14 protein-coding genes are annotated in these 13,267 nt (G+C 74.3%); 5 read left to right on the forward strand and 9 right to left on the reverse strand.

Annotated features, from left to right (window positions below; genetic code table 11):
- Positions 1–120: 120 nt before the first annotated feature.
- Together GKE82_RS13865 and GKE82_RS13870 are read right to left on the reverse strand one after the other, a co-directional pair.
- Positions 121–1,383, reverse strand: coding sequence for an ammonium transporter (locus GKE82_RS13865; protein ID WP_233243722.1), 1,263 nt, complete (start codon positions 1,381–1,383; stop codon positions 121–123).
- Complete coding sequence (locus GKE82_RS13870; protein WP_107567471.1) at positions 1,380–1,742, reverse strand: P-II family nitrogen regulator; 363 nt, start codon at positions 1,740–1,742, stop codon at positions 1,380–1,382. The genes GKE82_RS13865 and GKE82_RS13870 overlap by 4 nt, the downstream gene beginning before the upstream one ends.
- A 151-nt stretch (positions 1,743–1,893) precedes the next feature.
- Here GKE82_RS13870 and GKE82_RS13875 point away from each other — a divergent pair, with 151 nt between their 5' ends.
- A complete protein-coding gene (locus GKE82_RS13875; RefSeq protein WP_154733700.1) occupies positions 1,894–2,739 on the forward strand; it encodes an alpha/beta hydrolase in 846 nt (281 codons plus the stop codon).
- Here GKE82_RS13875 and GKE82_RS13880 read toward each other — a convergent pair.
- On the reverse strand, positions 2,720–3,343 hold the full coding sequence (locus GKE82_RS13880; protein ID WP_230316169.1) for an acylphosphatase: 624 nt from the start codon (positions 3,341–3,343) through the stop codon (positions 2,720–2,722). The genes GKE82_RS13875 and GKE82_RS13880 overlap by 20 nt on opposite strands.
- On the opposite strand from GKE82_RS13880, the gene GKE82_RS13885 reads away from it, so the two are divergent.
- A complete protein-coding gene (locus GKE82_RS13885; protein WP_230316871.1) occupies positions 3,342–4,283 on the forward strand; it encodes a bile acid:sodium symporter family protein in 942 nt (313 codons plus the stop codon). The genes GKE82_RS13880 and GKE82_RS13885 overlap by 2 nt on opposite strands.
- Before the next feature lie 49 nt (positions 4,284–4,332).
- Positions 4,333–4,920: a VOC family protein gene (locus tag GKE82_RS13890; RefSeq protein ID WP_154733701.1), complete on the forward strand. Its 588-nt coding sequence runs from the start codon at positions 4,333–4,335 to the stop codon at positions 4,918–4,920.
- Between the two features lie 6 nt (positions 4,921–4,926).
- On the opposite strand, the gene GKE82_RS13895 is transcribed toward GKE82_RS13890, so the two are convergent.
- The 4 genes from GKE82_RS13895 to GKE82_RS13910 form a co-directional block, all read right to left on the reverse strand.
- Complete coding sequence (locus GKE82_RS13895; RefSeq protein ID WP_154733702.1) at positions 4,927–6,321, reverse strand: hypothetical protein; 1,395 nt, start codon at positions 6,319–6,321, stop codon at positions 4,927–4,929.
- Between the two features lie 61 nt (positions 6,322–6,382).
- Positions 6,383–6,901, reverse strand: coding sequence for a Clp protease N-terminal domain-containing protein (locus GKE82_RS13900; protein ID WP_154733703.1), 519 nt, complete (start codon positions 6,899–6,901; stop codon positions 6,383–6,385).
- Positions 6,902–7,246: 345 nt separating this feature from the next.
- Complete coding sequence (locus tag GKE82_RS13905) at positions 7,247–8,434, reverse strand: CocE/NonD family hydrolase C-terminal non-catalytic domain-containing protein (protein WP_196189230.1); 1,188 nt, start codon at positions 8,432–8,434, stop codon at positions 7,247–7,249.
- On the reverse strand, positions 8,346–9,356 hold the full coding sequence (locus GKE82_RS13910) for a CocE/NonD family hydrolase (RefSeq protein ID WP_154733705.1): 1,011 nt from the start codon (positions 9,354–9,356) through the stop codon (positions 8,346–8,348). Before GKE82_RS13910 ends, GKE82_RS13905 begins: the two co-directional genes overlap by 89 nt.
- Positions 9,357–9,455: 99 nt before the next feature.
- Between GKE82_RS13910 and GKE82_RS13915 the strand changes: the two genes are divergently transcribed.
- Positions 9,456–11,447: an FAD-dependent oxidoreductase gene (locus GKE82_RS13915; protein ID WP_154733706.1), complete on the forward strand. Its 1,992-nt coding sequence runs from the start codon at positions 9,456–9,458 to the stop codon at positions 11,445–11,447.
- Here the strand turns inward: GKE82_RS13915 and GKE82_RS13920 are convergent.
- A complete protein-coding gene (locus GKE82_RS13920) occupies positions 11,426–11,797 on the reverse strand; it encodes a helix-turn-helix domain-containing protein (RefSeq protein WP_309233603.1) in 372 nt (123 codons plus the stop codon). The two genes, GKE82_RS13915 and GKE82_RS13920, sit on opposite strands and share 22 nt — an antisense overlap.
- 57 nt (positions 11,798–11,854) lie before the next feature.
- On the opposite strand from GKE82_RS13920, the gene GKE82_RS13925 reads away from it, so the two are divergent.
- Positions 11,855–12,712 (forward strand): SDR family oxidoreductase, encoded by an 858-nt coding sequence (locus tag GKE82_RS13925; RefSeq protein ID WP_154733707.1) that lies wholly within the window; start codon positions 11,855–11,857, stop codon positions 12,710–12,712.
- A gap of 7 nt (positions 12,713–12,719) precedes the next feature.
- Here GKE82_RS13925 and GKE82_RS13930 read toward each other — a convergent pair whose 3' ends face one another.
- Positions 12,720–13,166 carry a hypothetical protein gene (locus tag GKE82_RS13930; RefSeq protein WP_107567479.1) on the reverse strand — a complete coding sequence of 149 codons (447 nt, stop codon included), beginning with the start codon at positions 13,164–13,166 and terminating at the stop codon, positions 12,720–12,722.
- Between the last annotated feature and the right edge of the window lie 101 nt (positions 13,167–13,267).

Below are 13,267 nucleotides of genomic sequence, written 5' to 3' on the forward strand. Positions count from 1 at the left end.
CCCTACAGTGCCGCCGGCCCACACCGTGTGACAACCGATGCGGGCCCGCGGCACGGGCCGTGTACGGATTATCCGGACAGCCCTGTCCGGATAATCCGTACATCGCGGCCGCAGACGGCCTCAGCGGATCGACGCGAACTCCGTCGAGACGAGCAGCGCGCCCTCGCTGGCCGGGTAGGCCTCCTCGCCGTGGGCGACGAGGTCCAGGCCGGTGCCCTCCTCGTCCTCCGCCACGCGCAGCGGCATGAGCGCCCCGATCGCCTTCAGCAGGCCGTAGGTCACGACGAACGCGTAGACGATCGCGGCGACGACGGCGATCAGCTGGTCCCAGAGCTGGCCGGCGTTGCCGTAGATCAGGCCGTCGGACACGCCGTTCCAGCCCGTCTCCGCGACGAGGCCGATGAAGATCATGCCGACGACGCCCGCGGTGCCGTGCGCGGCGAGGACGTCGAGCGTCTCGTCCAGCTTCGTCTTCGGACGCCAGAGGATCACCGCGTAGGACGGGAACGTCGCGACGACGCCGAGGACGAGCGCCCAGCCCGGGGAGATGAACCCGCCCGCCGGGGTGATCGCGACGCAGCCGACGACGATCGCGGTGGCCGCGCCGACCGCGGTCGCCTGCTTGTTGCGGATGACGTCGAGGATGATCCAGGTGACGAGCGTCGCCGCCGGCGTCAGCAGCGTGTTGACGAACGCGAGCACGCCCGCGTTGCCGGTCGAGAAGCCGGAGCCGCCGTTGAAGCCGAACCAGCCGAACCACAGCAGGCCGGCGCCGACGAGGACGAACATGCCGTTGTGCGGCAGGATCGCCTGGCGGCCGTAGTCCTTGCGCGCGCCGACGACCATCGCCGCGGCCACGGCGGAGAAGCCGGACGCGATCTCGACCGGGACACCGCCCGCGAAGTCGAGCGTGCCGCCCTCGATGAGCCAGCCGCCGCCGAACGCCCAGTGCGCGAGCACCGCGTAGACGAGCACCGACCACAGCGCCGCGAAGATCAGGAACGGCACGAACCGCATGCGCTCGACGACCGCGCCCGCGACGAGCGCCGTCGTGATGATGCAGAACGTCGCCTGGAAGGCGAAGAAGACGATGTGCGGGATCGTCATGCCCTCGCGCGGGACGAAGTCGACGCCCTGCAGGAACGCGTGGCCGAAGCCGCCGATCAGGTCGCCGTCCCCGTCGAACGCGAAGGAGTAGCCGATGACCGACCAGGTCAGCGTCGCGATGCCCATCGCGGCGACGCACATCATGAACGTGTTGAGCGTGTTCTTCGCGCGGACGAGACCGGCGTAGAAGAGGCCGAGCGCGGGCGTCATCAGGAGGACGAGCGCGGTGGCGACGAGCATCCAGGCGGTGTCGCCCGTGTTGACGGCGGCGATCACGGGGTCACGTCCTTCGTCGGGGTGATGGCCTGGTTGTCGGCCTCGCCGGAGCGGATGCGCACGACGCGCTCCAGCGGCAGCACGAAGATCTTCCCGTCGCCGACCGCGCCGGTCTGCGCGCCCGCCGTGATCGCCTCGATGGCGGGGTCCACGAACTCGTCGGAGACCGCGATCTCGAAGCGGACCTTCTCGGCCATGCTCACGGACACCGTGGTGCCGCGATAGGTCTCGACCCGCTCGAGCTCCCCGCCGTGCCCCTGCACGCGGGTGATCGAGAAGCCGCGGATGTCGGCGGCGTAGAGCGCGCCCAGGACGTCGTTCGTCTTCTCGGGACGGACGATCCCGATCACGAGTTTCATGCGGTTCTCCTGCTTGGTTGACCCAACCCGGGACCCGAAGGCCCCTGCGACCGCCAAGCCTGGCGGGCAGGCGCCGCCGGGTCGTTGTCCACCCGTATGAACCGCGGCGCGCGCGGTTGTCCACGTGGCGAGTTGGTCCGTATCCCCCTCGATGAGGATCAGCGACCGGATCAGCGCCACGCTCATGCACGCGTCCGCGCGGTACACCGTGCGGTACGGGAAGGACCTGCGATTCGCCGGGCAGGACCTGCCCGCCCCCGCCCGCCGCAAGCTCCCCACCCGGCACGGGCGCGTGACCGTGTACGAGTACGGCGGGACCGACGGTCCCGCGCACGTCCACTTCCACGGCGGCGCGTGGCTCATGCGCTACCCGCAGATGGACGACTGGTGGTGCCGGTACGTCGCGGCGACCGCCGGCGTGCGGGTCGTGAACGTCGACTTCCGCACCGGCCCGTACGTCCAGTACCCGGTCGCGCAGGAGCAGTGCCACGACGTCGCCGCGGCGATCGCGCAGGAGGCGCCGGTCACGGTCGGCGGGTTCTCCAGCGGCGGCGGCAACGCCGCGTCGGTGTGCCTCCAGGCCCGCGACCGCGGCACGTTCACCGCGCGCCTGCAGGTGCTCGGCGTGCCCGCCCTGGACCTCGCGTCCGAGCTGCCGACCGGCGCCGGGATGATCTCGCCGTCGCTGCGCGGGCTCGTGCGCCGCGTGTACTTCCCCGACCCGGCGTCCCGCGCGGAGCCGTACGCCTCCCCGGTCCTCGCGGACGACCTGTCGGGCCTGCCGCCCGCGATCGTGCTGACCGCGGAGCGCGACACCCTGCGCCGCGACGGCGACACCTACGCCCGGCGGCTGCGCGAGGCGGGCGTCGAGGTCGTGCACGACGTCACGCCCGGCGCCGACCACTACTTCCTCACCGAGGACCCCGTGCGGGCGCGCACCACCATGGCGATGGTGGCCGAGCGGGTGCGGGACGCGCTCAGCGCTCCCGGCGCTTGACCAGGAGCCAGCGATCGTCGGCGGTGCGCTGCAGCGCGAAGCCGCCGGTCAGCCGCTCCCCGTGCAGGACGAAGACCGCGTGGCCGCGCTCCAGCGCCGCCGGCCACGGGACGCGTCCGCCCTGCTCGTACGGTCCCGCGTCCCACGTCGGGCCCGTGGCGGCCGGGGCGTCGGGGGCGAGGGGGAGCGCGAGCCGCTTCTCCGACGGCTCGGTGGACGGCGGCTTGCGCAGCGCCCAGCGCCGCCGGCCACCGTCGACCTCCAGCGCCAGCTCGTAGCCGCCGTCGTCGGTCTCGCGCACGGCGAACGCGCCGGCCGGCACGCCGCGGATCGCGAACTGCTCGTGCCCTTCCACCGGCACGTACTCGAGGTCCAGGCCGCGGACCTCGGCCCGCGGCGGACCCTCGTTGAGGAACGAGATGAAGCGGTCCACCGCGCCGTCGGGGCCCTCGGCGTGCACGTGCACGGTCTCGCCGTCCTCCCCGTTGCGGACCCAGCCCAGGACCCCGAGCTCGCGGGCCCGGGCGACCGTGGCGTCGCGGAAGAACACGCCCTGGACGTGCCCGACGACGGTCGCGCGGATGGCGGTCAGCTCCTCGTCCATGGGCGCGATCGTCGCACGCCACTCCGGGATCTGGCACGCTCCCGCCCGTGGGGGAGCGAGGAGCGCCGTGACCGAGATCGTCCTGCCGATCGCCCTGGCGATCATCATGGCCACGCTCGGGCTGACCCTGACGCCCGACGACTTCCGTCGGATCTTCCGCGCGCCGCGCGGCGTCGTGATCGGCCTGGGCAACCTGCTGCTGCTCTCGCCGCTGTGGGGGTTCCTCGTCGCCGAGCTCACCGGCCTGGACCCGGTGATGGCCGTCGGCCTCGTCCTGCTGGCCGCGTCCCCCGGCGGCGCGATGGCGAACCTCCTCACCCACCTCGCGCGCGGGGAGACCGCGCTCAGCGTCACGATGACCGCCGTGTCGTCGGTCTGCGCGGTCCTGACCGTGCCGCTGTTCCTCACGCTCGCGATCGACCACTTCGACGCTCCCCTCGGGGACGACGTGTCGATGCTCGGCACGGTCGTGCGCGTGTTCAGCATCACGCTGATCCCGCTGGCGATCGGCATGACCTACCGGGCGCGCCGGCCCGAGAAGGCGCTCGCGCTCGAGCCGCGGATCAAGCCGATCAGCCTCGCGGTGTTCGCGCTCGTCGTGCTCGGCGCGGTGATCAGCGAGTTCGACAAGGTCACCGACTCGTTCGCGGAGGTCGCGCCCGCCGCGCTGCTGCTGAACCTCGTCGCGATGTCCGCGAGCTTCGCGATCGCGCTCGCGGCGCGGCTGCCGGAGCGGTCCGCCACCGCGATCGCGATGGAGCTCGGCGTCCACAACTCGACGCTCACGATCACCGTCGCCACCTCGATCGACAGCGAGCTGGCGATCCCCGGCGCGGTCTACTCGGTGTTCATGTTCCTCACCGCCGGGCTGTTCGCCCGCGTGATGGGACGCCGCAACGCGGCGGCGGGCGCCGAAGCAGCCGCGGCCGCCCCCGCCTGACGCGCCCATCCGCACCCGCCGGCCATTGTGGGCTGCGAGGCTACGGACTATGCGCAAGCTCCAGGCCCAGGGCGTCCACCACATCACCCTCGTCGGCGCCGACCGGCAGACCTCGATCGACTTCTGGGAGGGGGTGCTCGGCATGCCGTTCGTGTTCGAGCAGCCGAACCTCGACAACCCCGGGGAGAGCCACCTGTACTTCGACCCGGGCGACGGGCGCCTCATCACGATCTTCACCAACGAGGACCGCACCCCGGAGCCGTCGCGCACGCCCACCGACCCGGGCTGCGTGCACCACCTCGCGATCAACCTCTCGCAGGCGACGTTCCGGCAGGCCGTCGAGCGGCTCGACGAGCGCGGCATCACGCACTCCGGCGTGAAGGACCGCGGGTTCATGGACTCGATCTACTTCACCGACCCGCTCGGCTTCCTCATCGAGCTGGCCTCCTACCGCTTCGAGCCGCCGGCCGGCGTGACGCACACGCAGGTGCTGCTGCTCGCCCACCAGATCCGGGTCGAGCGCGGCGACTACAACATCGCGCCGATCCACCTCGCCGACGCGATCGAGCAGCTCGTGCTGCGCACGCAGGAGTCGCTGTCGGACGACCGCACCCCCAAGCGCGCCTACCGCGGCTGAGCCCGCTCAGGCGCGGCGTGGCACCCGGGCGGTGACGCGCCGCACCTGGCCGTCGAGCGCGACGGTCAGGGTCAGCGTCAGCCGCCCCCGGACGCCAGCCACGCGCCGGGCGCTCGTGCGCGACAGCCGCAGCACGAGCGTGCGCGGCGCCGTGGTCACGCGCCGCGCGGCGCGGTAGAGCGTCACGCGGCGGCCACCGATGCGGGCGGACACGCGGACGCGGGCGACGCCGTCGGCCCCGCCGACCGCCAGCGCCAGGCGCCGGCGCACCACGACCGCTCGGCGCGTCGCGCGGCGCGGATGCACGACGAGCCCGGACGGGCCCGGCGTGACCGCCGGGGCGGGCGCGGGGGCCGGCGCGGGCGCGGGCGGGGCGGGCACCGGGTCGGGCACGAAGCGCGCCTTGAACGAGAAGTTCGCGAACCGCTCCGTGCGGTCCGGGCGCGTCACCGGATCGGACGCGAAGCCGAAGACGAGCCGCGGCCCGCCGCTGCCGACCTGGACGGAGATCCCCTCCGGCTCGCGGAACGGCAGGTCCGCGAGCGACGCCGTCGTGCCGATCCGGCCCCGGTTGCGCGTGCGGGGATCGAGCGTCACCGCCCGGATGTACGCATTCCCGGGCTTGGGCACGTGGTCGTAGGAGTCCCCGTAGTAGAGGTAGGCGCGCGTGCCCGCGACCGTGTAGCCCTGCGAGGTCGCACGGGCACCGCCCGGCCGGTTGCGCTCACCCGCGCTCGGGGTGGTGCCGAGGACCCGGCGGCGGTCCCAGCGGCCCGCGAGCGCGTCGGCGCGCGGGACCGCCATGAAGCCGTAGACACCCGAGCCCGCCGCGTACCGGACCACGAGGTCGCCGGTCACCGGGTCGATCACCGGTCGCGGCGAGCGTGAGCCCAGCCCCGGCGGGGTCACGTCGCGGACGGTCGGGGAGCGGGGCGTGACCGTGCGGCCAGGCGTGTAGACCACGCGGGCCACCCGGGTGCCGAAGCCGACCCCGGAGCCGTTCGGACGGCTGGCCGACTCCACCCAGATCGAGATCGCCGAGCCGTCCCGCGACACGCCCATCGAGACGCCGTGCCCGAAGCCGTCGAGCCGCATGCTGTCGCGCAGCCGACCGCCGAGGTCGAGCCGGTTGAGCCACAGGTCACCGTCCTTCTTGGCCCCGCCCTCGACCGTCTGCAGGACGAACAGGCTGCGGCCCGCCTCGTCGAACGCGAACGACTGCAGGGCGTTCGGGCCCCGGAGCTTCGCGCCGAGCAGGCCGCCCCGGAAGTGGTCGGAGGGCGCGGTCACGTCGAACGCCCCGTCGGGCAGGCCGAGGCCCTGCGCGGACGCGGCCGCCGGGAGGGCGGCCGGTGCCCCGAGGGCGAGCGCGACGAGCGCGGCGGCGGGGAGGCGACGCATGCGCCTCCCCTACCCCCATGCACGCCGGGACGTGCATGAGGGATCCGTGAGAGCGCCCGGGCTACGGGCGCTGCGGGCGGGCGGCCTCGAGGGCGGCCTGGACCTTTGCGGCGTCGAGCCCGAGCTCCTTGGCGAGCGCGGCGGCGAGCTCGCGGTCACGGGTCTCGTGCTCCGCGCGGTGCGCCTTCTCGGCGGCCTCCACGGCCGCGGTCGCCTTCGCGGTCGACACGTCGAACGCCTTCGCGAGCGCCGCGACCAGGGCGGACCGGTCGGGCTTGGCGCCCGGGGTCGGGCGTGCCGTGCCGCGCTCCGGCCGGTTGGCGTCGAGCACCTCCTGCACCTGCGCCTGCGTGACGCCGAGGGCCTTGGCGATCGCCGCCGCGCGGTCCGCACCGCGCGCCGACCGCTCGCCCTTGGCGGGCCGGACGGCGTCGAGGGCGGCGCGGAGCTTCGTCTCGGTCACGCCGAGCGTCTTCGCGAGCGCCGCCGTGTCCATCCGCGGGCCGTGGCCGCGACCGCCCGGACCGCGCGCGGCGCGGGTCTCGACGGCCGTGACGGTGAAGTCGCGGTCGACCTTCACCTCGACCTCGGTGCCGTCGGCCTTGCGGACGTGCGCCTCGTAGATGCCGCCCTCGTCGGTCTCGACCCGCAGGACGGTGCCGCCCGGGACCTTCTCGAGCGCGGCGGCCCGGACCTTTTCGGCGGTCTCGCCGGTCAGCGCCGTCTCGTTCGGGGCGCGACGCTCGGTCGCGGTGCCGGACGGGCCGGTCGTGGAGGCGGCGGTGGCGTACGCGCCGCCGCCGAGGGGACAGGAGGACGGCCGACGCGATCGCGGCCGTGCGCTTGGTGGAGGGGATCATGGTCGTCAGGATCGGCGCCCGGGCTGAGCGCCGGCCGGGACGACCCTGGGAATCCCCCAGAGCCGTCAGCGCACGCGCACCGCCCGGGTGCGCGCCGTCAGGGCCAGCGTGCCGCGCCGCGCCCCGACGCGCGCCGCGTAGCGTCCGGCGCGGCGCACGCGGAACGTCACCCGGTAGGCGCCGACCCGCGCCGAGACCCGCCGCGTGGCGACGACGCGTCCGGCGCGCCGCAGCGCGACGGTGACGCGCGCGCCCCGCGGCGCGTTGCCGAGCACCGTGATGCGCCGCACGCGGCTGCCCCGCCGCCGGGCGGTCGCGCTGATCCGGGCCGTCAGCCGCGCCGTCGGCCCGCCCACCGGGACGTTCGCCGGCGGGGCGCCCGCCGGGACCGGCAGCGCGGTCTGCGCGGCGGGCAGGGTGAAGCCCGGCGCGGTCGCGGCGTCGATCGTCTCCTGCGGCACGGTGATCGGGGCGTCCTCCAGCCACGTGTCCAGGCGCTTCGGCCGCTTGAGCGCGGCGGCCTCGGTGCGGCGGTGACGCAGGAACGGCAGGTCGACGGTGCCGCGCACCAGCGTCACGGTCTGCTGCGTGCCGACCGGCGTCCACCACTCGGCGTCCGCCGAGCCGACGCGGACCCCGACCCGGTGCCCGGCCGGCAGCTTCCAGTCCTGGCCGTAGAGGTCCAGCTCGACGCGCCCGTCGGCCGGGACCAGCGACGCCTCGCGGCTGAGCAGCAGCGCGCGGCGGTCCGGGGCGATGTCGTACACGTCGACCGACAGCGACGCGCCCGGGCGGGCGGCGGCGAGCTGCAGGGAGGCGTGCGGGACGCCCGCATAGTGCGCGTCGTGCGGCAGCGGCGGGCTGATCGTCCACGCTCCCAGGCCGTCCGTGCCCACCGGCAGCAGCGACGCCTCGCCGGTCCCCCGGTTGAGGCCCGTGTCCTCGTAGCGGCCGCCGGGGGTCAGGGTGGTGCGCAGCGGCTGCACGTCGGCGGGCGGCCACGACCGCTCCGTCCGCCAGCTGCCGTCGGAGGTCTGCACGCGGATCGGCGGGTCGCGGTCCACCGGCGCGTCGGCCAGCGGGACGCCGCGGACGTGGTGGTCGAAGAACCGCATGACCTCGGCGTGGAAGCCCGCGAGGTCCCGCCGGTCGCCGCTCTCCTCCTCACCGCCGCGGATGTGGTCGAACTGCCCGTACCAGGCACGGTGCCCGCGGCCGCCCAGCGCGTTGAAGAACCGCCAGGCGCTGGCCACCGGCTTGGTGTTGTCCTCGAGGAACCCCTGCGTGAGGAACAGTGGGACGCGCCCGCGCCCGACGGCCTGCCGCACGAGGTCGCGGGCCTGCCAGAACGGCGTGCTCTTGTCGCTGTTGCCCGCCTGCTCGAGGTAGCCGCGGACCGGGCAGCCCGGTCGCTCGAGGTCGTTCAGCGCGTTGAGCTGGTACTGCGGGGAGTCGCTCGTGACGATGCCCGGGGTCGCGGCGATGTCGTAGTAGAGCAGCGGCGTGCCGAGCGAGTTGAGGGAACCGCACGCCGTTGGCGTAGAGGTACTCGTACTGGTCGTAGACCGGCTCCATCGAGACGACCGCCTTCAGGCCCGGCGGCTCCTTCACCGCGCCGACCAGGCCGGTCACGCCCAGGTAGGACTTGCCGTAGATGCCGACCGACCCGGTCGACCACGGGGCGTTGGCCGCCCAGCGGACCGCCTCGACGACGTCCGCCTGCTCCCCCGGGCCGGCGAAGTCCAGGCAGCCGGTCGAGCCGCCGGTCCCGCGCGTGTCGACGAACGCGAAGGTGTAGCCGCGCTGCATCAGCCGCCCGTGGACGAAGAGGTCCGTCCAGACGTCCGACGGTCCCGCCTGCTTGCCGACCGGGAGCGCCGGGTCGCCGTCGAGCGCGCCCGTGAGCCCGAAGCCGCCCGCGTGCGCGAAGTACGGGCCGATGGTGAGGATCACCGGGGTGCGCGCGTCCCGCGGCAGGCCCTTGGGGCGCAGGACGTCCGCGTGCAGGACGGTCCCGTCCGCCTCGGTGATGTACTCCTCGGTCCACTCGGCACCCACCCGCGGGTCCTCGTACCAGCGGGGACCGGACGGCAGGTCGGGGTTCGCGGCGACGGCCGCGGACGGCAGCAGCAGCACGGCGAGCAGCAGCGTCAGCAGGAGGGGGCGTGCGCGCATGTCAGCGCGAACGACGGCGGCGCCCGAACCATGCGGTTGCCCCGGCCGGACCGGCGGGGTTAGGGTCGGCCGGTCCGAGGTCCGAGAGGAGAGGTCCCGATGTCCGCAGCGCCCGTCGCCGTGCTCACCGACGCGCAGCGCGCCACGCTCGCACTGGTGTGCGACACCTACGCGCCCGCGGTGCCGAGCGCGAGCGCCGACCCGGTGGAGCGCGCGTTCCTCGAGCGTCCCGCGACCGCGGTCGGCGTCGTCGAGCAGGTCGAGGGCCTGATGGGCCAGGTCATGACCCCGGAGGAGATCGCCGGGTTCGCCGGCCTGCTGGAGGCGCTGGCGGATGCCGGGTTCGACGCGGCCGATCTCGCGGGGCGCACCGCGATCCTGCACGGCGTCGCCGCCGACCCGGCGGCACGGCTCGGGCTCGACGCGCTGCGCGGCCTGACGATGCTGTTCTTCTACGGGCTGCCGGGCGCCGACGGGCGCAACGTCAACTGGGACGCGATCGGCTTCCCGGGACCGCCGAGCGCCCCGCCGGCGACGCCCAAAACGCTCGCGGTGCACGAGGTCTCCGGGGAGCACGCCGTGCTCGCCTGCGACGTCGTGGTCGTCGGCTCGGGCGCCGGTGGCGGCGTCGTCGCGGCGCGCTGCGCCGCGGCCGGCAAGGAGGTCCTCGTGCTCGAGGCGGGCCAGTACCGCAACGAGGCCGACTTCTCCAACCTCGAGGTGCCCGGGTACTTCGAGCTCTACTACGGCGGCGGGCTCGCCTCGTCGGAGTCCGGGTCGCTCGCGATCCTCGCGGGCGCCACGCTCGGCGGCGGCACCGTGGTGAACTACATGAACTGCGTGCGGCCGCCCGCAGCGGTCCTGGCGGAGTGGGCGGGCCACGGGCTCGACGGTCTCGACGACGACGCGTTCGTGCGCGACCACGTCGACGTCGTGCTCGAGCGCATCGGGGCGAACACCGAGGCCACGACGCAGAACGGCACCCACCGGCGGATGCTCGCCGCCTGCGACGCGCTGGGCTACGAGCACCGGCCGCTGTGGCGCAACGCCGCCCCCGACGACGACCCCGAGCGATGCGGCTTCTGCCTGCTCGGCTGCCAGCGCGGCTGCAAGCGCTCGTCGATGACGACGTGGCTGCAGGACGCCTCCGACGACGGTGCGCGGGCGATCACCGGCTGCCACGTCGACCGCGTGACGGTGGACGCGACGGGCACCGCCACCGGGGTCGTCGCGACCGTCACCGCGCCGGACGGCACGACCACGGCGCTGACCGTGCGCGCGTCGACCGTCGTCGTCGCCGCGGGCTCGATCGAGTCACCCGCGCTGCTGCTGCGCTCCGGGATCGGCGGGCCGGCGGTCGGCCGGAACCTGCGCGTGCACCCGGCGTTCGTCGTCTACGGGATCTACGACGAGCCGGTCGAGGGCTGGCGCGGGCAGGTGCAGTCGGCGCTCTCGGACCACTTCTTCGACGTGCAGGACGGCCACGGCTTCCTGCTCGAGGCGGCCGGGCAGATGCCCGCCTTCGCGGCCGTCGCCTACCCGTGGGACAGCGGGGAGCAGCACAAGCGCCTGATGCGGCTGATGCCGAACACCGCGCCGTTCATCACCGTCGCGCGCGACCACGGATCGGGCCGGGTCGTGCTCGACGACCGCGGCCGGGCGGTGGTGCGCTGGGACCTCGACGATCCGGTCGACCGCGAGCTGGCGGTCCGCGCGCACGTCGAGCTCGCGCGCATGCACGTCGCCGCGGGGGCGGCGGAGCTCGTGACCACGCACGCGCGCGAGCTGCGCTGGCGCCAGGGCGACGACCTCGACGCGTTCCTGGACCGGCTGCGCGAGGCGTCCTACGACGCCGGGCAGGTGACGTGCTTCAGCGCCCACCAGATGGGGTCGTGCCGGATGGGCGGCGACCCGGAGACCTCGGTGGCCGACGGGCGCGGCGAGCTGCACGATGCGCCGGGGGTGTGGATCGGGGACGCGAGCGCGTTCCCGACCGCGCCGGGGGTCAACCCGATGGTCACGATCATGGCGCTCGCCGACCGCACCGCGGAGGCGATCCTCGCGGGCGATCAGTCCCTGGTCGCGTCGTAGGCGGACTGCGCGGCGAGGACCTCGCCCATCGAGCCCTCGACGAGCTCGATCAGGGCGACGAGCTGCTCGGCGAGGCGCGCGCCGAGCGGCGTCAGGCGGTACTCGACCTTGGGCGGGATCGTGCCCTGCACGTCGCGGACGACGAAGCCGTCGCGTTCGAGCGCCTGCAGGGTCTGGGCGAGCATCTTCTCGCTGACGCCGTCGACGCGGCGGCGCAGGGCGTTGAAGCGGGCGGGACCCTCGTGGAGCGCCCCGAGGGCGAGCGCGCCCCAGCGGCCGGTGACGTCCTGCAGGACGAGCCGCGAGGTGCACGCACGGGCGAAGACGTCGCTCTCGAGGGTCGGGTCCACCGACCGATCGTAGCGGATTGATAGTGCTAACTTTTCGATAGTGCTAGCTTTTTCGCCATGCCCTCCATCGCCATCACCGGCAGCACCGGACAGCTCGGCCGCGCCACCGTCACCCACCTCCTCGACCGCGGCGTCCCCGCCGCCGACCTCGTCGCGCTCGCCCGCACTCCCGCCGCCGCCGACGACCTCGCCGCCCGCGGCGTCACCGTCCGCGCGTTCGACTACGACCAGCCCGAGACGCTCGCCCCGGCGCTCGACGGCGTCGACCGCCTCCTCCTCGTCTCCGGCAGCGAGCCCGGCCGGCGCATCCCCCAGCACACCGCGGTCATCGAGGCCGCCCGGACCGCGGGCGTCGGACTGCTCGCCTACACGAGCATCCTCAACGCCGAGACCACCCGCATGCAGCTCGCCGCCGAGCACCAGGAGACCGAGCGGCTCATCGCCGACAGCGGGCTGCCCGCCGTGCTGCTGCGCAACGGCTGGTACACCGAGAACTACACGCGCACGCTCGACCAGACGCTCGAGCACGGCGCGCTCGTCGGCGCCGCCGCCAGCGGCCGCGTCGGGCTCGCTGCCCGCGACGACTACGCGCTCGCCGCCGCCGTCGTGCTCGCCGGCGAGGGCCACGCGGGCCGCGCGTACGAGCTGTCCGGCCCGGCGATCACGCTCGCCGAGCTCGCCGCGACCATCTCGACCGTCGCCGGCCGCGAGATCCCCTACCGCGCGCTCGCCCCGGCCGACTACGAGCAGCTGCTCGTCGGCGCGGGCCTGCCGGCACCGGTCGCCGCGATCTTCGCCGACGTCGACGTGCAGATCGACGCCGGCGCCCTCGAGCACGACGGCGACGACCTCGAGCGGCTCATCGGCCGGCCCGTCACGCCGGTCGCGGACACCGTCCGCGCCGCGCTCGCGTAGGCGCCGCTCAGCAGCGCGGAGTGGTCGACGCCTCGTTGGCGTCGAAGAACGCGCGGAGGGCCTCGGCGTGGAGGTCCTCGAGCGCGGGCAGCAGTGCGCCCGCGATCGGATGGGCGGCCATGTCGCCCTCGCGCTCGAGGTGACGGCCCATGCCGAACTCGGCCACGGCGTCCTTCAGCACGCCGACGCGCGCGATCGTCGTCTCGATCCGCGCCGTCGCCTCCGCGTAGCTCATGTCGGCGAACTCGTCGACCAGCGACGTCAGCTCCCGCAGCGCGAGTGCCTCGTCGGTCGACATCGACGCGTTCGCGAACCGCGCCTCGCGGATCGTGCGCAGCGCGTGCAGGGTCGCACCGATCTGATCGGTCGTGAGGTCGAACACGACGGTGACGGCGGGCAGACCCTCATGGTCCAGCCGGACGTCGATCAGATGTGGGAGCTCCACGAAGTGCATGTGCCTGTGTATCGGACGCAACGGTCGGAAACCGGAGCGGTCGTTGCGTATCCGTGCCCGGAACGGTGACAGATCATCCGTGCGGGACGGGCGCCGCACCG

This window comes from Conexibacter sp. W3-3-2 (assembly GCF_009707605.1).
GTDB lineage: Bacteria > Actinomycetota > Thermoleophilia > Solirubrobacterales > Solirubrobacteraceae > Paraconexibacter > Paraconexibacter algicola.

What these genes read in the sequence shown, in the direction of transcription:
- GKE82_RS13870 (WP_107567471.1), bottom strand. Translation starts at nt 1,742, where the DNA reads ATGAAACTCGTGATCGGGATCGTCCGTCCCGAGAAGACGAACGACGTC.
- GKE82_RS13875 (WP_154733700.1), top strand. Translation starts at nt 1,894, where the DNA reads ATGAGGATCAGCGACCGGATCAGCGCCACGCTCATGCACGCGTCCGCG.
- GKE82_RS13885 (WP_230316871.1), top strand. Translation starts at nt 3,342, where the DNA reads ATGGGCGCGATCGTCGCACGCCACTCCGGGATCTGGCACGCTCCCGCC.
- GKE82_RS13880 (WP_230316169.1), bottom strand. Translation starts at nt 3,343, where the DNA reads ATGGACGAGGAGCTGACCGCCATCCGCGCGACCGTCGTCGGGCACGTC.
- GKE82_RS13890 (WP_154733701.1), top strand. Translation starts at nt 4,333, where the DNA reads ATGCGCAAGCTCCAGGCCCAGGGCGTCCACCACATCACCCTCGTCGGC.
- GKE82_RS13895 (WP_154733702.1), bottom strand. Translation starts at nt 6,321, where the DNA reads ATGCGTCGCCTCCCCGCCGCCGCGCTCGTCGCGCTCGCCCTCGGGGCA.
- GKE82_RS13910 (WP_154733705.1), bottom strand. Translation starts at nt 9,356, where the DNA reads ATGCGCGCACGCCCCCTCCTGCTGACGCTGCTGCTCGCCGTGCTGCTG.
- GKE82_RS13915 (WP_154733706.1), top strand. Translation starts at nt 9,456, where the DNA reads ATGTCCGCAGCGCCCGTCGCCGTGCTCACCGACGCGCAGCGCGCCACG.
- GKE82_RS13925 (WP_154733707.1), top strand. Translation starts at nt 11,855, where the DNA reads ATGCCCTCCATCGCCATCACCGGCAGCACCGGACAGCTCGGCCGCGCC.
- GKE82_RS13930 (WP_107567479.1), bottom strand. Translation starts at nt 13,166, where the DNA reads ATGCACTTCGTGGAGCTCCCACATCTGATCGACGTCCGGCTGGACCAT.